This is a genomic window from [Mycoplasma] cavipharyngis, assembly GCF_042984175.1.
Classification (GTDB): Bacteria; Bacillota_I; Bacilli_A; order Mycoplasmatales; family Mycoplasmoidaceae; genus Mycoplasma_N; species Mycoplasma_N cavipharyngis.
Genome location: NZ_CP155569.1, coordinates 78,640 through 99,481, shown reverse-complemented (window position 1 = coordinate 99,481; position 20,842 = coordinate 78,640). Strand labels below are relative to the sequence as shown.

At 27.4% G+C, this 20,842-nt stretch carries 12 protein-coding genes; 5 read left to right on the top strand and 7 right to left on the bottom strand.

What is annotated here, in order from left to right; genetic code table 4:
* The first annotated feature begins 293 nt into the window (after positions 1 to 293).
* Positions 294 to 3,497 carry a hypothetical protein gene (locus MCAV_RS00400; protein ID WP_391591925.1) on the top strand — a complete coding sequence of 1,068 codons (3,204 nt, stop codon included), beginning with the start codon at positions 294 to 296 and terminating at the stop codon, positions 3,495 to 3,497.
* Positions 3,498 to 3,758: 261 nt separating this feature from the next.
* Here the strand turns inward: MCAV_RS00400 and dhaM are convergent, their stop codons facing one another.
* From dhaM to dhaK, 3 genes are read right to left on the bottom strand one after another with little or no spacing between them, the layout of a single operon-like run.
* Positions 3,759 to 4,151 (bottom strand): dihydroxyacetone kinase phosphoryl donor subunit DhaM, encoded by a 393-nt coding sequence (gene dhaM, locus MCAV_RS00395; RefSeq protein WP_391591924.1) that lies wholly within the window; start codon positions 4,149 to 4,151, stop codon positions 3,759 to 3,761.
* Positions 4,144 to 4,749 (bottom strand): dihydroxyacetone kinase subunit DhaL, encoded by a 606-nt coding sequence (gene dhaL / locus MCAV_RS00390; RefSeq protein WP_391591923.1) that lies wholly within the window; start codon positions 4,747 to 4,749, stop codon positions 4,144 to 4,146. Before dhaL ends, dhaM begins: the two co-directional genes overlap by 8 nt.
* A 15-nt stretch (positions 4,750 to 4,764) precedes the next feature.
* Positions 4,765 to 5,742: a dihydroxyacetone kinase subunit DhaK gene (dhaK, locus tag MCAV_RS00385; protein ID WP_391591922.1), complete on the bottom strand. Its 978-nt coding sequence runs from the start codon at positions 5,740 to 5,742 to the stop codon at positions 4,765 to 4,767.
* A 442-nt stretch (positions 5,743 to 6,184) separates the two neighbouring features.
* Here dhaK and MCAV_RS00380 point away from each other — a divergent pair, with 442 nt between their 5' ends.
* From MCAV_RS00380 to MCAV_RS00370, 3 genes are all read left to right on the top strand, one after another.
* The gene (locus MCAV_RS00380) at positions 6,185 to 8,473 is read left to right on the top strand and encodes a hypothetical protein (RefSeq protein ID WP_391591921.1); all 2,289 of its coding nucleotides are present in this window, start codon (positions 6,185 to 6,187) and stop codon (positions 8,471 to 8,473) included.
* A gap of 904 nt (positions 8,474 to 9,377) precedes the next feature.
* A complete protein-coding gene (locus tag MCAV_RS00375) occupies positions 9,378 to 11,162 on the top strand; it encodes a hypothetical protein (RefSeq protein WP_391591920.1) in 1,785 nt (594 codons plus the stop codon).
* A gap of 317 nt (positions 11,163 to 11,479) precedes the next feature.
* Positions 11,480 to 14,806, top strand: coding sequence for a hypothetical protein (locus MCAV_RS00370; RefSeq protein ID WP_391591919.1), 3,327 nt, complete (start codon positions 11,480 to 11,482; stop codon positions 14,804 to 14,806).
* 41 nt (positions 14,807 to 14,847) lie between these two features.
* Here MCAV_RS00370 and MCAV_RS00365 read toward each other — a convergent pair whose 3' ends face one another.
* The 4 genes from MCAV_RS00365 to MCAV_RS00350 form a co-directional block, all read right to left on the bottom strand.
* Positions 14,848 to 16,866: a heavy metal translocating P-type ATPase gene (locus MCAV_RS00365; RefSeq protein ID WP_391591918.1), complete on the bottom strand. Its 2,019-nt coding sequence runs from the start codon at positions 16,864 to 16,866 to the stop codon at positions 14,848 to 14,850.
* On the bottom strand, positions 16,859 to 17,059 hold the full coding sequence (locus tag MCAV_RS00360) for a hypothetical protein (RefSeq protein WP_391591917.1): 201 nt from the start codon (positions 17,057 to 17,059) through the stop codon (positions 16,859 to 16,861). The genes MCAV_RS00365 and MCAV_RS00360 overlap by 8 nt, the downstream gene beginning before the upstream one ends.
* Positions 17,060 to 17,206: 147 nt before the next feature.
* Positions 17,207 to 18,994 (bottom strand): excinuclease ABC subunit UvrC, encoded by a 1,788-nt coding sequence (gene uvrC / locus MCAV_RS00355; protein WP_391591916.1) that lies wholly within the window; start codon positions 18,992 to 18,994, stop codon positions 17,207 to 17,209.
* Positions 18,995 to 19,002: 8 nt separating this feature from the next.
* The gene (locus MCAV_RS00350; RefSeq protein ID WP_391591915.1) at positions 19,003 to 19,668 is read right to left on the bottom strand and encodes a hypothetical protein; all 666 of its coding nucleotides are present in this window, start codon (positions 19,666 to 19,668) and stop codon (positions 19,003 to 19,005) included.
* 247 nt (positions 19,669 to 19,915) lie between these two features.
* Between MCAV_RS00350 and fba the strand changes: the two genes are divergently transcribed.
* A complete protein-coding gene (gene fba / locus MCAV_RS00345; protein ID WP_391591914.1) occupies positions 19,916 to 20,803 on the top strand; it encodes a class II fructose-1,6-bisphosphate aldolase in 888 nt (295 codons plus the stop codon).
* Positions 20,804 to 20,842: the final 39 nt, after the last annotated feature.

Below are 20,842 nucleotides of genomic sequence, written 5' to 3'. Positions count from 1 at the left end.
TTGTTTATATAATCAAAAAACTTGATATATAAAACTTATTATTAACTTAGTTTCAATCACAAAAAATTGATTTAATTTAATCTTATTGTTTTAATCAAAAAAGAATTTTAAAAAAATAATAATAAGATAATAAATTTAAAACTAAATTTAATTTTCCTAAATTATCCTTTATTAATCAAACAGTAAGTTACTCAAGTTTTTTAATCTTAGTGCTAAAATGGAATTAATAACATTTTTCATTTAATTTTTTGAATTTTTTTAACTAATTAATTGAAAAAGATTTCTTAATTAATATGAAATTTAAAAAAAGTTTAAAAAAACAAATTTTTTTATCAGCAACACTAGGATTAATTTCTACTAGTGTATTATCTGCATGTGCACCTAATTACAATAGTTTAGTTCGTTCTAAAACGAATTTAACATCTAATCGAACTAATAATCAATCATTATTACCAAACCTACCACCATTAAATAATGATAATAATAATTCAAATAATAATAATAATAATAATAGTAATAATGGTACATTAGATGATGTTTTAAGTGGTAGTGATGAAACTAAGTTAAATTTTTCTAACAATTTTTATCAAACAACTAAATTTCAAAGATCATCTGATATTGATCCTAGATTTCAAGGGTTTGATTCTGATTTAAATCCTGAATATATTTTAAAAGCACCAAAATATAAAAATATTATTACTAATTTATCTAAAGAGCAAATTAGAAATGATATTTTAGATAACTTAAAATATTTAGTTTTAACTAATAGTAAAATTAAAATTGATTTTACTAATTTAAAACTTGATTTTCAGCTTGTAAAATCTAATGATAATTTATTAATTAAAAACTTTAAATTAGTTTTTAGTTTGTACAACCAAAATAATCAATTATTAAATTTATTTAATAGTGTAATGATTCCTGCCTTTGCACTAACTCAAATAGTGATTCAGTTTAATCAAGCACACATTAATCCCAACTTGAAAAAAAATAATGCTTCAGATGGTAAAATTGATCAATTTTTTTCAGCCTGAACTGTTGATAGTAGTGAAAATAATATTAGTGCTAAATTAAATAATTTAAAAGTTGTAGTTGGTGATAATAACAACCAAATTTTACAATCAAGTTCAGTTCAATCAAACTTGAGTTTTGTTGAACAAACATTACATCATTTAGATTTTATTTTTGCTCGTAGTTTTGCTTTAAACACTTACTATACAAGACTAACTACTGGCTTTGATTTTGCTAAATTAAATCAAGAAACAACTAAAAATATTAGCAATTTAACTTCTCAAGAAATTAAAGCCGATTTAAATCATAGTGAAATTAATTTAACAAAAATTTATTATGTTAATTTAGTTAAAGATATTTACAACATTCTAAAATATTTCTCAATTAAAAATGTTTCTCAAAATGATGGTAAAACTTATTCATTAATTGATCTAATTTATAATGAAACAACTTTAGCAGGAAGAAAAAAAATATTATCAGGTTTTGGCATTCCATTAACAGCAATTAATTTAATTGCAAGTATTTTTGATCAAAGTGATAAACCTAGTTTAGATGATATTTATGCTTTTATTGAAACTTTTGTTGATTATGATTTAGCAAGTTTTATTTATGATCATCTAAAAATTCGTTTAGACTGAATTAAAGATCCAGTGATTAATAATGAAATTCCTAATCAACCTAGAGTTTCTTTAAAATACATTAAAACAGTTGAATTAGATCAAGATTTAACTATTAAATTAAATACTATAACTAATGATTCAGTTACTACTACAAATAATGATGCAACTGATGCAACAATAACGGAAAATAATGAACAAAAACCAGAACGAAAATATAATGTTAGCAAAGTATTAAATTTAAAAGTAATTTTAGGCGCATTTGGTCTTGATGTAAGTGATAATAAAAACCCTTTAAATTCAATTATCACAAGTGTTGCTAGTGATTTGGATTTAAGTAACTTAAACATTCCTAAAGGAACAAAAATTAGTACAACTTATGAAGTGGAAAATGGTAATTTATCACTTTATATGGCAAAAACATTTGATCATAAAATTGCTAATAATTACACTTTAGGATGACAAGTTGATCAAGTCCATTCTTCAACTGATTTATCAGGGTTATATCAATTTTTAATTCCATTTTTTAGCAAGTTAAACGCTGTGCAAACTACTATTAGCAATGCAAATGTTTTTGCTGCAACTGGTATTACAAAAGTGGCTGATAGAGTTAAAAAATTTGATATAAAAGCATTGTTTGAAATATTAACTTATTTTTATGTGCCTAATTCACAATCAACAAATACTAAATCTAAAAATTGAATCACTAAAGAAGGTTTAAATGATAATGATCTAAAAAAACGAGTGGAACGTCCTGTTGAAAAATTTTTACGTTTATTATTAGAAAGGAAATTCGAATTTTCTAATTCACAAATTACCGCTTTAGTTTCCAATGCTTTTTATGATCTGCCTGAGACAATTAATGATCAACCACTTTATACTGAAACTAATTTAAAATCTAAAGTTGATTCACTTGTGCCTAATTTAGATCAAAGTCAAAATCAAACTGTTAAAATTAGAGCAAAAAGATCGACTGTCGATTTAACAGATTTAGATCAATTTGATGATGAGACAACAAATAGTGAAGAAATTGATTTATTAGGAGGTGAGGAAGAAATTGATTTATCAAGTCCAATTGAAGATGAAATAATAGATGATAGTCAAACAGACCAAACTAATGATCAACAAATAGATGAAACAACGACAACTTTAGCAAATCCAAACAAAACAATTTCTTCAAGTTATACTTCAAATGATCAATTAAATTTAAACCAATTAGTAGCTAGTGCTAAACCGGGTATTTTATTAGAAGATATTTCAAATAAATCCAATCAAAACCAAACTAATTTGCAACTAATTTGAAAATTAAGTGATCAAAAATCTTTGGCTGATAATTATCAAAATTTCTATTCAAATACAACAGCATCTATTAATGGTACTACTCGAAATAATCAGTATGAAAAAATCATTAAAACAATTATTAAAGACGGTGATGTTGTTGATCCAGCAAACAATGCAACAAAACCTGATTTACTAAGTAGATTTGAAACTGCTGCAATTGCAAGTTATGAAAATCCACTAAATACTTATTTAAAACCATACGTATCAATTATTCAACTACCATTATTTAGTGTATTTGATGAAATTTTACAAGGTGATTTTTCTCAAGGGCACGCATTAAATTTTTCTAAGAGTGTTAAAAAAACTTTAAAAGAATTAATTAGTACAGTTGTTTCACTAAGCCCTTATTTAGTTTCAACCAATTATCCCCTAAATCCTGATCAAATTGGAATCTTAAAAGATAATAAATATAGTACTGAATTAGAAGATCGTCAAACTAGTGTAAGTAAGTTCATTGCTCCTAAAACTGATTTTAATAAAGTGAAATTCCCTGATTCAACTACGATTATTAGAGAATTATTTTCTTTTTAGGATAATTTGTCTACTGTAAATAATCAAACAATAATATAAATTAACAAACACTTCCTTAAATTAACAAGGAAGTGTTTTTTATTGATTTAATAATGAACTACATTTTAATAGTAATTTTTTATGCTACAAGTGGTATTAGTATTTTTAATCAAATTGTTAGAAAATAAATTTGAAAAAATTATTTTTATGAATTTTAAAATTTTAAAAACTTAAAAAGTATTATAAAAAAAGACAACAAGTTAATTTACTACTTTTGTTTATTTATGTACTTGTTTTAGAAAAGTTTTTCAGTTTTATTAATTGTGCATTAATATCTTGAATAGTTTTATTAGCAAAGTTTGAAGATGTGGCTATACATAAACCTTCAACTAATGGAGCATCTGCTAAAACAACATTGGGATCTGCAAGCATTTCAATTGCCATTTGTGAACTCATTAAAGATGAACCAATTTCACAAAAAATAATTACTCCGTCTTTAGTGTTAACTTGATTAATTTTTTCAATAATATAATTAACATCTGTTCCATATTCATCACTTGATGGCAAACCAGCAGCATTAATAATTTCAAAATCTGCATGCTTCATAATTTTAGCTAATTCAATTGCTTCATTAGCTAGTTTTTTACTGTGTGAGACAACAACAAAATTAACCATGGTTTTTTAGTTCCATAACAACAATTTCAAGCATATAATAAACACTTTGACTTCCTGGATCAGTAATTCCTAAACTTCTTTCACCTAAATATGAAGCTCTTCCCTTTTTAGCAATTAAGTTTTTTGATTGTTCTAAGTGTTTATGGGATTCAACTAAAGCATCTTCAAGCGCTTGAACATTAGAAATTCCTTGATTTAATAAATCATTATATGTTTGAGCAAAGGGAGTTAAAATATCAACCATTGTTTTATCACCAACACTAGCCTTACCACGCATTTGCACACCATTAGCAGCAGCTAAAATACCTTCAGCAAAATTAGTGCTTTGTGCTAATTTTAAAAAAATTGTACCAAATAGTGGTCCACTTGAACCACCAACTTTACTCATTAAAGTCATAGCAATATGATTTAGAAGATCCTTAGCAGGTTTATCTGCATAATTATCTATTGTTGCTCTTAGTGCATCAAAACCTCTTTTAAGGTTAATCCCATGATCACCATCACCAATTAAGCGATCTAATTCAGTTAATTCATCAGCCTTTTGATCAATCATTTGACCAATTTGTTTAATAATCTTAATAATTAATTGAGAATTCATTCTTTTTAATAACTCTTAAAATAATGTGCTTTTAATTTCAAAATCTAAGTATTTTTCTATTTCTGGATCTAATTTAAGTAAAGTAATCGAAAAGCCAGGCATTTCTAATGAAGTCATATAATTTCCTACAAGTGATTTATGAATCTTAATTCCTTTTGCTTGTAATTGTTGATTAACTTCTTTATTAATAATATACAACTCCATTAATGTTGTTGAACCAAGCCCATTAACAAGTACTGCTATTTTTTCATCTTGAAGATCACTTTCTTTTAATAACAATTCCAGCATCTTTTCAACATGTTGATGTGCAGTAGCAAGTTTTTCTTTATGTGTTCCTGGTTCACCATGAATTCCAAGACCCATTTCAACTTCATCTTCAACAAGTTCAAAACTTTTTTTACCACTAGCAGGAATTGTTGCTCCACCAAGACTCATTCCTAATGTTTTAGTTCGTGATACTACTTTTTGTGCTAGTTGATAAACTTGATCTAAACTTTGACCAGCTTCAGCAGCACTACCAGCAATTTTATGCACAAAAACTGTACCAGCTACTCCTCTTCTTCCTGCTGTATATAAACTATTTTCTACTGCTATATCATCATTAACAATCACTGATTTAACATTAATGCCTTCAGAACTTGCCATTTCACCAGCCATTTCAAAGTTTAGCACATCTCCAGTGTAATTTTTAATTACTAATAATACGCCTTGATTTTTATTAATTGCTTTAATAGCACCATAAACTTGATCTACTGCAGGTGAAGTGAATACTTCACCTAAAACTGCTCCATCAAGCATGCCATATCCCACAAACCCCGCGTGTGCAGGTTCGTGTCCACTTCCACCACCAGAAATTAAAACAACTTTGTCTTTGCTATTTTTTCTTGCAATGACATTATAGTCTTCTACTTTATAAACATCTTTGTTAGCATAAGTGATTCCTTGAATCATTTCTGCAACAACATCATTAACATTATTTAAAATTTTTTTCATTATTTTTCCTTATATCTTATTAGTAGATAATTAAATTATATTTTTAAATATCTAAAAAAATACTTTTATGGAACAAATCTTCTTAAAAAAATAAACGATTCTAGTTTGGTTTTAACATAAGCAATTAAATTTGAATTAAAAATTATATTTTTTGCTTGATTTTTCTAATTAAGATTACTAAAATGATTTTCTATATTTCTTATCTTAGTTATCATTTTTTTTAAAAATTTTATTTTAAAAACCATCTCTAACTAAAACTTTAGGCTACATCCTAACAGTCATTATTTGTGCTACAAGTAGTATTAGCATATACCAGCAAGTCAAAAACAACACAACAACTAAAAAGCAACTAGCTCCTAGTCAAGCACGAGTTCTAGCTTATCAGCAAGGACAAGTAGGAAATTCATCTTCATCACTTCCTTTAGGTGTAGACATCTCCACCTTGCAAGATAAATCAACTAAATCCCAAGGTTTATCATTCACTCAAAAAAATCCACCTACAGGCATTATCACTATGTCAACAAGTGTGAAAAACTCAGTTGATAATACTTTATCTGCCAACGCCTATGACTATATCAACTTAAGATATGTTCATTATGATCAAAGTACTAAAAAAGTCAAACTAGTTAAACAAGCACCCCCACCTGGGTTGTTTGCTAATGACCAATGACCTAAAATTGAAACAAGTGGCAACAAATTATCCAAACTATTCCCAACACCTGCAATTGCTCAAGCAATTGCCTCCACTCTAGGCTGAACTAGTTCAACTAATCAATCTAAACAAACTAGTTTCAGTCGAGATGACTGATTTAATGCACTCAACAAGCCCAACTTAACTTTAGACTTATCAAATAACAACTTAACTAGTATTGCTGAAATTTTTAATCCTTATATTCGCTGGGGTCTTGGCATTTACAATCTTGTTGCAAGTGTTAAACCTGATCCAATTACTCAAAAAGTTAATTATCACATTTTATATGATGGGATTGCTACACTTAAAGTTGATGATAATCAATTACACTATTTTCCTAATGTTAATTTTACTAATTTTCCAGCACTAAAAACTATTAGTGCTTCTCATAATCAAATTAGGGTGATTGGTAATTTTAGTAGTTATGGGATGAATCAGAAAAATACGGGGTATTTGAGTGATAGTGAGATTGCAAATATGAATATGAACCAGGGGAATGGGGGGTCTGCTACTTCTGCTTCTGGTGCTACCCCTGCTTCTTCCACTAAAGACAAATACGATTATTATCAGTACTTAAAAAGTTTGTGAACTAATGGGAAGGGGTTGGGTTCTACTGATGATAGTCAGAACCAAGGTGGTTCTGGTTCTTCTTCTTCTTCTTCTTCTGCTTCTTCTTCTGAAGAACCCTACACTTATGATGCGAGTGATGTTATGAATCGGGATGAAGTCAAAGCCATCATGAAGTGGTTGATGACAGAACTTCCTAAGAAAACTTATGGGCATTTGCCTACTACTACTACTACTAGTAGTAATGGAACCTCTGGTTCTTCTAATTCCATTGCTAACAATTCCAACAAACAAATCACAAACTACTCCACCTTTCTTGCTGCCATCTCATCTGACAACTTTTATTTTAATAATAATAAAGGAGAAGTGTATGTTAATCAGCAAAATGGTTCTTCTAATGCCAACAACACAGACAATAACATGTATGACTCAGCAAGTGGCATTACTACTGACTCAGATGGTCTCATCCAAGGCAAACAAGCTAATGATCGTTCCAAAGGCCTCAACTTTGGTTCCACCCGCTTAATGATTTCAAAAGACATTAATAATATTGACTTTAGTCATAATCAAATTGAGCAAATCTCTGTATCTCCCAACTTATTTACTAACATCAATTTTAGTAGTAATAGGCTTAAATATGTTCCTCCATTAGGCATTAAACCACTACCTTACTTGCAGTTCTGGTTTTATCATCAATCATTAATGAAGGTGGCAGATACTAACTTTTATAATGCAATGCACGGACCTGGACCCAATCCAGCGAATTGGAATAAGTATTATAGTACGGGGATGGTGAATGTGAGACCAGGATCGGGGAGTAACATGTTTAGTCTTGATAGTACAGGTCTTGCCAACGACAAAATCCAACGAATTGGTCTAGCAGATGTCAATCAAACTTTACCTAAAATTAGTTTTGCTAACAACCAGTTGCTTGATTTTTGACCACAGCAAAAACCATCTGATAGCTGGTATTTGTGACCGAAGTTGACGGTTGGTGCAAACGATCGGGAAGGTCCAGCAGGACAGATTATGTATGGGTTTGGTGGGGGGTCAAATAGTGGGGGTCCAAACAGTGGGGGTGGTCTGGTAGGGGCGAACCCTGCTTCCTCCAATGGATCTGGAACTGCCATGCCACAACCTACAGGGACTTCCTCCAAGCAAATTATGATCAAAAACAACCCAACAAATGTGATGGCTAAACCCATCTTTCCATGAAACAACCAAATTGGATCTTCTTCCACTGACTTCAACCCTTATTTTCGCCGAATTTGAGTTGGAGCGAATTTATATAGTTTAACTAGTGATGGCAAAGATAACCCCTTTTTCAGCCACACTTATTTAGGGGGCATTAACCGTGATTTTGCTTATCAAGTGGCTGATGTTCCTGATGGGATTGATAGTGCTGTTACTACTGCTAAAAACGCAGGTTATGGTACTTGAGCCACAGCTGCACTTGATCGCTGGATTTATTAATTAAAAAACTCTTTCTATTGTCTAGATATGAAAAATATCATAGTGAAAATAAACGTTTATTTAAAGATTTTAAACTAGAAAATAATATTATTTTATAGTCATATATTAAGTAACTTTTACTTAGTGAAAAAGTTAAAAAAACTATTTTTATATTGCTAAAAATGTTTAATTTTTAAACTATAAACAATCATAAAATTATAAGGAAAAATTGGTTTTTTAGAATTTATTAAATACATTCAAAATAATCAAAAATTAATTCAAAAATATAATAAAAATTATCATATTGGTTTACATACAAAAACATTTATTTGATACAACATTAAAGAACTTAAAAACGTATGCTTTTTATATTCAAAATTGATTTTAAAACTTATTTTTAAATTAAAAAATAAAAGATTTTTGAATAATCTATATGTATGTTTTTAATTTAATTAGTAAATTATTTATAAGAAAAAATTGATGTTGCATAATACTTTTATTTAACACAAAAATTTTGCAAACAAAGTTGCATTAAATTTACTACACTTTTGATAATAGTATTAACACAAATAAATAATATGACCGTTTTAAGAAAATTATGGCGTCTTTTCTTCATGCTTTAATTAGCTATACATATTAATAGTTTAACAATGCAGAAGTGGTTTATAAAAATCTGATATATCAAATTTTCTTAAAAATTTTTTTTCATTCTTTAATCCACAATAATCCCTTTTTTTTTAGAAAATTAATAAAAATGTAAAATTTCAGTCATAATTATATTAAATAGTTAAAAGATGTAAAAACTCTTATTAACTAAATTTTATTTAATTAAATAAGCAATTTATCCATATGAAATATATATATATATATATATAAGAAAAAATATAAAAATTATAAAAAAAATTGATTAATTTTTCCTTTAATTATGAGCGCTTCACTAATAGCTGCTTCATGTAGTCAAAACTCAGTTGCTCCATGTAATTGTAGTTCAAAAACAATGAAGGAAAATAATAGTAATATTAATCAACCAACTTTAAATCTTGAAAGTATAAAAAATGATCCAATAGGATTAAAATTTGAAAAATTCAACAATGAAATAATTGAATCAGCATATAATGAACATCCAAGTGTTTTTATATCTCGAAATGCATCACAATTTTTTATTTCTAGTTTTATTGCATTAGTAGCTCAATTGCAACTTATTAATAAACAAGAAAATAAACACCCTTATAATGATGTAGTTTACTTAATTGATTCTGAAGTCAATTCTTATCAAAAAACACTTAATAATGAACCACAAAGATTTAATTTTGCACATTTACTAAGTAAATATGGAGATGTAGCATTAAAAACATATTCACAACAATTTAATGTTAACTCAGGAAAATTATTAGTTCTTGATAATCCCAAATATTTAGAAAATTATTCTTTTTCAGATTATTTTTCTGATTATTCAATTTTTCCAAGAACTGAACAAGAACTAAGAGCCTACTTAAAACCTTATTTAGATAAGTGTGTGAATTTATTTGATTTTTACATTCCTGATATTTCTTATACTGCATTAAATAAACAAGCTAGAGATTTTATCTTAAAACACGCTAATAAAATTGTTATTTTATCTGATGGAAATGCTCAACCATATAAATTTATTAATGATAATTACATTAATTACATTAAAAATCAAAAAAAGCATTATACAAAAGAGCAACTTCTTCAAGCATGAGATAGTTTAAAAACTGATAAACCATCTCAAATTGATTATCATTATTTTTATACTCTTGAAGAAAAGTTCCGTATTTATAATTTATCAGGAAAATATATTCAAGCATTTAATGATGATTTAGATAAAAAAAATTTAAGTTGAGCTAAAATTAACATTCATGATTATCCACTTAATTATTCTAATATAGCTAAATATCTAAATAAATATCTGCCTGAATTAAATGAAAAAGAATTTTTAGATGATTATAATAAGTTAGTTAATTTACATAATAAAAAACTAGAAGATTTGATTGTTCATGGAAAAGAAAAATTAGATAAAAATAAAAAGAATTTAATTTTTGTTGGTTCTTCACTTTTCAGACAAGATCAAGGTAAAGAATGAAGAATTATTTCAGACACTCAATCTCGAAGTGAGTTGCATCAATACTTTAAAAAAATATTAGAGCTTTATCCTTCAAGTGAATACAATTATCTCTATAAACTTCATCCAGTTTATAGAGGAGAACAAGCATTAGAATACATCAAACATTTTACTAATGGACATGAAGGTCAAGCAATTATTTTAGATCCTTCTATTTCTTGAGAGAACATGCTTGCTTTAGACATGCAAGAAATTGAAAGTGGAAATTCACTTTTATTTGATAAAGATAAGAAAGATTTTGAAAAAAATAATGTAAAAACAAAGTTGTTTGGAATTCAACCTACTTCAACTGTTCTTCTTGCAACTTTAGTAATGCTTCAAGCACAATTTAACATTAGTTTAGATCAAGCTTTATCATTTGTAGATCCTAAAAATTTCCCTATTAGTGATAATTTTAATATTGTTAAAAGAGACTTGCACTATAAGGGAGAACAGGGTCAAACTGCTAATCGAAAAGAACTTTATAGTGTTTATAAATATTTTATTGATACAAAATTATTCCCTGATTTAAACCAATTCCCTGCAATGAGTGAGTTTTTGAAAAAAACAAAAGAAACAATGGTTTAATAAACCAACAGTCTCACTTTTAAATAAATAATAAAAATATCATGTTTAGAAATCTAATGCATGATATTTTTATTTTATTTTTATGATTCTTTTACTATTTTGTTTCAAAAATAAATTTAAATTTAAAACTAACTATTAAATAATAATTAATAGTTTTAATAACATAAATTAATTATTACATCTTGATTGATATTTGATAATAAAAATGTTTTCTAATTAATTTACAATTTGGTAATAGCAATTATCCCATCAAGTTTGAAAAGTCTCATTTCCCAAAACTATATAAAATTAGTGCTAATAATGCTCATTTAAAGCAAATGATTGATGTTAGTTCATATGTACTTGATCCGTTTGATTGGTGTGCAAATGCAAGTAATGAGAGTGACACAGAGATGTGTCAAGATCCTAACCCAAATTCTTCTAAAGATCAAACAACTAGGGCAAATTCTAATAATGTCACCAAATCCCAAGCACTAGCACAATACACCAACCCAATTCATCAAGATGTTCCAAGATACTTCTCCTTAAATAATAACCAAATTAAACAAATCCCTAGATACTACTTAAAAATTAAGCTCGCCTACTTTGATCTTGCTAACAACTTATTAGGAATTGGAACAGAAAAAGATCCACTAGGAGTGTATGGCATTCCATGATATTCGTTGCAGCAAACAAGTAATACTGAAGGACTACTTCCAATCCAAGATCCAAGCATTCGTGGCCCATATGGAATTAATGTGTATGCTACAAGTGAGAAAACAGGGAGTGGCAACAGCAAATCTTGAAAATACACAGATGAGCAAGTAGCTAGATGAAGGTCAATGCCTTTTCCAATTAAAGGACTAACTTTTGGTAATTTTAATGATGTGCCAGATAGTAATAACCAGTTTGATAGTAATGTTACTTTTAATAATGGTCTTAATAACAACATGATGGTTGACTCTGGAGGCAATCAACCCTACTTCAACTTTGCTAACAACCATTTAGTTGCGCCCATGATTTTTAGTCAAAGCAATGTGAATTATGATCCAAATGCAATTATTGCTCCTCAAACTAAAAGTGTCAACTTGTTTGTAGGGCGTGAGGATTTTAAGATGTCAGGGTATTATATGCAGCAACAAGATATTATTAGTAAGTATAATTCTGCTTCAAGAGACCAAAAAGGTCCCTTCTCAGACAATAACAATGCTGAACTACTAGTTCCTGAACCTGATAGTATTTATCCTTGAATTAATCAAATTGGACAAACTAAGCAATATTTACCAGGAACAAGCTACATTTGAAACACTTATAGTGTTTATACTATAAGATCATTTAATGGTTATGGGTTGTTTGAGCAGAAGGAGGATAGTAGGGCTGATGGGACTGAAGGGAACATGTGGGATAATAATGTCCAGATGACTAGTAATGGAGGGAACCAACAGGGACAACCTGATCCTTATGCGGGTACATCTTATAAAAACGGATCAGATAATAGTCAAGGCATCAAATGAACCGTACCTAAAGCAAGTGATTTTAAGAAGTTTAAAGATTCATCTGGCAATAACACCATCCCCCCCAACATTAGTGATTTTATTAGTGGAAAAAACGGACAAGACCCTCATGGCTGATGGGGGGTGAGACAATTTAGTGGGAATTGAAGCCCCAGTTTTTTCACTGGAGACAAATCTTCAGGCAATTCTTCCCCCATCCACTGAACCCGCTATAAACCATTTAGAACATATTTAGTAAGTGCTAAAAGCTTTGCTAGATCTCACCGCCGCCAAGCATACACACCTGTATATGATGGCAATGTTTTTTATGATGCAACTACTACTGATAATGTCAATCAAACAATTAGTTTAAGTCCTAGTGGGCAAACTTTAAACAATACTACTGGAGTGAATAATAAAATCAGTTTTTTGAAGTTGACAAATAACAATGCTGATATTATTAGTCCAAGTGCAAACGGTGTTGTTCCAGGCTTGCGCGCATTTTTCACTAACAACAACAATGCAGCACTTTTTGGACTTGCACCTAACTTATGATTGACAAATATTAAGCAACCTAGTAGTTTTGGGATTAGACAAGGCGAGAATACCCCATACAAATCAGCTTATACTAATACTAATGGGTTATATAGTTATACGAGCTATTTTTATGTCGTGAATCAGGTAGAGAGTGAGTTGCAGAATGAGGGAAATTTAGCTAAAGAAGTGAAGAGTCCAGCAGGGACTAACACTAACAATAACCTCAACCTAAGCCAATACAAAAACAAATTTGCTCAAGTTATTAGTGCTGAAAATATTTTAACTGGAAAAAACCAGTTTTGAAAATCAAGTAAACAATTTGATCAAGTTTATTTACAACAACTAGATCGCACTAAAGTGCAATTAGACTTTGATGATACTAGTGGTACACTAAAGTATCAGTTTAAAGTGTATCTGCCAGGATATTCTGCAAATGGAAGGTTGTTGCCTAAAAATCATGAAGTTCAAGCAACTAAAAATGAAACACGAACAATTGATCAAAATATTAATCAAACTGTGACTGGCTTTGTTAAGGGGCAGTTGCAGGTGGAAGATCAAACAGGCACTTGAACTGATGTGGATATGGCTAAGACTAAGCAGCAAAACCAAAATGATCAATCAGAATCAAACACAATTGTTCTGCCTGCACCTAAGAGCATTCAAAATCTCTTTACTGATGGCAACTTAATGGGGTATGATCAAATAACTAAAGATAAAATTGCAGCCACCCTTAAAACCAACTATTTAGGTAATTTATTAGCTGATTCATCTAAAACAACAGCAGATATTATTAATGGTAATCATAGTGATTTACACAATGTTAATCAACAGTATATTACTAACTTAACTAAAGATGCAACTTCTGGAACTATTAGTTTTCAAGTTAATGTTCCTTCATTTAAGTTTAGTAATAATAATAGTTTAGAGTTTCCAAGCAAATGAAAGTCTAAAACGTTTGTGTATCAAGGATTGAAAAAACTAAGTACTAGTTTTATTGGAACTAGTGTGAGTGGTACAACTAATCAAACTTCTTCTAAACTCTTCACTGAAAGTGCTTACACTTCTGATGAAACCAAAAAACAAAAATATTATGAGTTAATCAAAAAACCTGCAAGTGCAGTTACAGCAGCTGATTTACTAGATTTGAATGCAGTGACAACTAACAATGCTGAATGAGTTAAAAAAACAGAAGAAGATAAGAAAAAAGCCTTTAGCTTATTAGCTAACAATTTAGCTGGAACTGTGACTTGAACGATTAATTTACCAGCTGATGAGAATAAAAAAATTGCCCCACTAATAGCAACTTATCAATGAGCTGGATTTAGTACTACAAGTACAACTATTGAGTGGAAAAAACCAGAAGATTTAAAAGATGTTTTGAGAGGTAAAAGCATTGATCAAGTAGTGCAGATGTTTAATCAAAGTCCACAAATGTTTTTTGCTTCTATTAGTGGGGGGGTGAGTGGTGGTAATTCAATTACTAAAGCTGATTTGGGTCAAGCAATTAAATATAATGCAAATGGTAACAACCCTAATTTGGTGATTGATGAAAGTAGGGGGAGCAGGTGAAATATTAAAAAACCAATAAAAAAACTCTTTAATAAAATTTATCAAAGAGTTTTTTGAATGTTTTAAATAATTAATAGTTAATTAACTATTAAATAATAATTAATTAACTATATTTTTTTAAGTTGTTTTTTAGTTCGATATTTAAAAAAGATTGTATTAAATAACACTAAAAAAGAAGAAGCAAACATAGCAAATACTCCAACTTCAGGAAATATTATTCCTGAAATAGCTAAAGGAATTGCTAAGAAATTAAAAAGAACAGCTCATAAAAAATTTAGTTTAACTGTTTTTAGCGTTTTTTTAATTAAAAAAATTGCTTTTGGAATTAAATTTAAATCATTTTCATTTAAAGTAATATCACTTAAAGAATTATTTAAATCACTTCCTGTTGCAAAAGAAAAGGAAATGTGAGCTTTTTTACTAGCAAGAATATCATTAATGCCATCACCAACATAACCAACTTCTTGATTATTTTTTTGATATTTTTCAATAATATTAGCTTTATCTTCAGGTAATAAATTAGCATAATAATCTCTAATGCCTAGTTTTTCTGCAATATGACGCACATGAACAATATCATCACCAGATAAAATTAGAGGTTTAATTTTATTTTTTGCTAAAAATTTTAAAACTTCTCTAACACCATCTTTTAATTGATCAGTAATTTCAAAAAGATTAACTACTTTATTATCTTCACATAAAACTACATAAGAACTACTTTCTTTTTGTTCAAACTGAATCTGATTAATTTTATTTGTTTTAATTGCATAATTTAATGAACCTAGAAAATACTCTTTGTTTTGATAAACAGCAAACATACCAATTCCAGGAATTTCTTTAACATTTTCTAAAGATAAATGTTGTTTATTTTCAATATAAGAATTAATTGCATTAGAAATTGGATGAGTTGATAATTGTGCTAATGATTTGGCAAAAATTAGTTTTTCTTGATCACCAAAAAAATTAGTTATTTTAATTTTACCTGTTGTTAGTGTTCCTGTTTTATCAAAAGCAATGTATTTTAGCTTTAAGGCTCTTTCATAAACAGCAGCATTAGCAAAGAAAATTTTGTTTTGAGTGGCAACTGCTGAAGCAATATAAATTGCAATTGGTGTAGCAATCGCAAACGCACATGGACATGCAATTACTAATATTGAAACACCAACTCAAATCGCAATTGATCAAGGATTATTTCTTTGTGAACCAAAGATTTTTTGATAAATTGTATTACTAAAATCAGGTTGGGCAAGATAAACACTTATTAGTCAAATAATTGCTGTAACTAATGATAATAATAAAACACTAGGAATAAATCATCTAGTAATTTTTTGTGAAAGGACTTCAATTTTAGTTTTTGATTGAACGATTTTTTCTAAATTTTTAATTACATTAACTAATCTAGAATCATTAACATCACTTTTTGCTTTTATTTTAATTGTTTCACCTAAATTAACAGCACCTGATAAAACAACTTCATCTTTATTAAGTGTTTTAGGCATAAATTCACCATTAATTTGAGAATAATCTAAAGAGGCAACTGGATCAATTAAATAGCCATCAACACAAATCATTTCACCTTTAGAAATTAGCACTAAATCATCTTTTTTAATTGCTCTTCTTTGAACTTTAATTTTTTCATTATTTTTAATAATCGTTGATTCTTTATTTAAAAAAAACAATAATTCTCTAATATTGATCGTATTTTTTTGTTTTAGTTTGTTTTCTAAAAAACTACCAATTGTAAAAAATAAAAATAAAACAATATTAACATCCCAAAAATGATATTCAAGAATTGGATTATTTTGAACTTGATTAATAATCAAATTAATTAAAGCATACAAAAAAGTAATATGACTAGCTAAAGTAATTAGCAAGTCCATACGAAAAATTCTTTTAAATAATAATTTATATTCTCTAAAAAATTTAATCTGCAAAATAAAAATGTTAATAAAACTAAAAACAATAATTGGAATTACTAATTGATTATTTAATAATCCTAATCCTGAATGCACTCCTGATCCTTTTTTAATAAGATCAGTTAGAATAACTGAAGCTGTATAAATAAAAAATAAACTAAGTAATAAAATAACAGATAGTTTGATTAAATTTTTTGTTGTTTTACTCAAATTTTTCGATTTTAATCCCAATAGATTTTAACTCCTTGATTAACTGTTGATCATTTAACTCATTTTGATTATCAACTACTTTTAAAATACCATTAATACTATCTACTGTATAAGCAACATTGTGATATTTTTTAAAAACTTTATCAATACTTGCTAAACAAGATGAACAAAAAATTTCGATTTGAAAGTACATTTCTTTTTTCATAATAAAACTATTATATTTTAAATTTATTTAATTAGATTAATTTTTTTAATTGATTCCAAATTGAGACTATTAAGAGCATAAATAACCGATTTTTAATATCTTAATTTATATTTATTATAAATAAGAATTAAATAATTATTTTATTTTTTGTTTTTGATCAAGTCAATTTTGCAATTTTTGTTTTAAAGCAATTGCGATTTTTTTAGGAATTAATTGACTTAATTCTTCAGTTTCAGCTTTTTGCAATTGATAAACATCATGATATTTATCTAATAATAATTTAATTCTAGTTTTGCCTAAACCACTAACATCATCTAAAACACTTTTCATTTGACCCTTAATGTTTCGTTTTTTAAAAAAAGTAATCGCAAAACGATGAACTTCATCTTGAATGTTAGTTAAATAATAAATTAAATTCGGTTTGTCAATTTTAACTTCTTGTTTTTGATAAATAATTGTTCTAGTACGATGTTTATTATCTTTAACTAAACTAGCTGCAGGGATAGTTAGGGCTAAATCAACTAAACATTTTTCTAATAAATTTAAGTGGGTTTTACCTCCATCAATAATAATTAAATCAGGTAAAGTTAATTTAGGATTTGTCAAATTAGTATAACGACGGTATAAGACTTCTTTTAAACATTGATAATCAGAAGTGCCTTCAGCATTTTTAATTAAATATTTACGGTATTGATTTTTTATTGGTAAACCATTTTCATATACAACCATTGCTCCAACAGGATAAGTACCAAAAAATTGACTAACATCAAAAACTTCAATTCGTTTTAGTTTTGATAATTCTAATAATTCTTTTAGTAAATGATTAGCTTCTGCAGTTCGGGCAATTTGACCATTATGTTTTAGTAAATATTTTTCTAATGCTGATTCAGCATTTTGCATTGCTATAGTAATTAATTCTAAAAATTTCCCTTTTCGTGGTACAACAAATTTCACTTTTAGATTTGATTCTAATAATTTAATTAATTCATCATTGTATGATAAATAAACTTTTAAACTAGTTTTTTGTTGTTTATATATTTCATATAAAAAAGAATTAAAACTATTTTTCCAATCTTCAACATAAGCAAAAACATTTTCAGTTTTAGCAATTAGTTTTTCATTCACCCAACTAAAAATAGTAATTGCAATAAAATTTTCATCAACCTTAAATCCAATGACATCAATTTGACTACGACTAATTTGAATGTAACGATTTTGATTAATTTCAATTAATGCTTTTTGTAAATTTAAAAATTTATGTGCTGTTTCAAAGTCCCAATTATTTTTAGATTGATTTTCTTGTTGTTTTAAATAATCAATTAAATCAGTTGATTTACTTTGTAAAATTTTATTAATTAAATTAACAATACTCTTAAAATCTTGCTGATCTTCTGCTAAAAGGGGAATTTTAATCCGTTTTAAAATTTCACAATTAAAACATTCTTGGTTTCAATTATGTTTACAATCTTGAATTGGCAAAATTTTTTTTAAAAGGTTATACAATTCAAATGGTTGTGATCCACTAGTAGCAAAAGGACCAAAATACTGCCCAGCTAAATTAGCAATTTTTTTTCTAGTATAAAGTAATCTTGGTTTTGCTTCTTTAGTTAAAAATAAATAAGGATAATTTTTATTTTCTCTTAATAAAACATTATATTTAGGTCGGTGTTTATTAATTAAAGTCGATTCTAAAATTAAAGCTTCATTTTCGTTTTTAACAATAAAATAATCTAAATCTTTAATTTCTGAAACCATTTTTTGAGTTCTTAAATTATTTGATTTACTAAAATATGAATGAGTTCGATTAAATAAGTTTTTTGCTTTACCAATATAAATAATTTCTTGATTTTGATTTTTTCATAAATAACACCCTGGCTTTTTAGGCACAATATTCATTTTTGCTTTAAGATGATTAGGTAACATGAGATTATTTATCTTTTCAATTGCATCATCCGATTTAAAGAAATATAAATCACTTCAGGAATATTAGTTTCTAAAATAAAATAAATTTTTTCAAAATCAAAACGGACGTTATTAGAATTTAATTTTAAGTTTTTTAATTCTTTTAAATTAAAAACAAGATACATAGTTGGGCTAACAATAATTAAGCGTTTATTAGTTACAAATAAACTACATTGTAAATGAGTGATGTGTAATTTAGGTGCGTCACTGTGAAAAATTAAATCAGAATAAAAGAAATAATTAGTCTCTTTTTTATGCATTGAAAAATTAGGATTCAATGATTTTAAAGTTCTATTTTTAGTGAAAATAATATTATTTAAATGTTCTCAGTAGTAATATTCTAAAAAACCAAATTTATTTTCAATTTCAAGAAACTTAATTAATTTTTGATACTTTTTTAAATATTTTAAATCATATTTTTCATTAACTGCCACTCATTTTTTTAGTAATGAAAAAAGATAGATTTCTAAAAACTCTAATTCATTAATTGCCACATAATCATAAATCGTTCTAATATAAATTTTTGTAAAATTATTTTCATGATAAATTGGTTTAATTTTAGCAACAAATAATTGGTATGCTTTTTCTTTATTTGAATCAGCAATTCTTGAAAATGGTTTATCACCAATTAACATAAATTTATTCCTTATTGCACTAATCATCAATCAATCATTTAATTTTTTAATGATTTTGTTAATAATCATTTATTTAGTAATGATAATTTAATTAAAATATCGATTTTTAAATTTAGAAATATATAATTAAATTCAATAAAAATTTTAAATTATTAAATTCTAAATTGAAAATAAAATCTCATTTTCATACCAATCTAATTGAACTAATCATTTTAATTTAATCAAAAAACAGGAAAATCAACATAATATGAATCAAAAATTTAGTGCCGTTTTAACTAATGCAAAAACAATGATCGAAAAAGCTTATTTAGGAAAATATGCCATTCCTCATATTAATATTAATAATTTAGAATGAACCAAAACAACTTTATTAGCTGCTGAGAAAGCAAAATCACCAATTATTATTGCAACTTCATTAGGTGCAGTGAAATATATGGGTGGGTTTAGAACAGTTGCAGCAATGCTAACAGGATTAATCCAAGATTTAAAAATTACTGTTCCTGTTGCATTACACTTAGATCATGGTACTTATGAAGGTTGTCAAGAAGCTTTAGCACATGGTTATTCATCAATTATGTTTGATGGTTCACATTTAAGTTTTGCAGAAAATTTAGCAAAAACTAAACTAATAGTTGAACAAGCAAAAAAACTAAATGTTTCAATTGAAGTTGAAGTTGGTTCAATTGGTGGTGAAGAAGATGGTGTTTCTTCTGCAGGAGAATTAGCTGATTTAAATCAGTGTGTGCAAATGTCTCAACTTGATATTACAATGTTAGCTGCTGGTATTGGTAATATTCATGGTGTTTATCCAGCAAATTGAAAAGGATTAAATTTTACTGTTTTAGATCAGATTTCACAAACAATTAAAAAACCAATGGTTTTACATGGTGGTTCAGGAATTCCTAATGATCAAATTAAAAAAGCAATTAGTTTAGGAATTGCTAAAATTAATGTTAATACTGAACTACAATTGGCTTTTGCTAATGCTGTATCACAATATATAAAAGCAGGTCATGCTGAAAATATGATCAAAAAAGGATTTGATCCTCGTAAATTATTAAAAGATGGAACTAATGCAATTGAAGCAGTGGTTTTAGCTAAAATTAAATTATTTGGTTCAGAAAACAAAGCATAAATTTTTTAGTTTAAAATCATTTTATTAACACTTAATAAC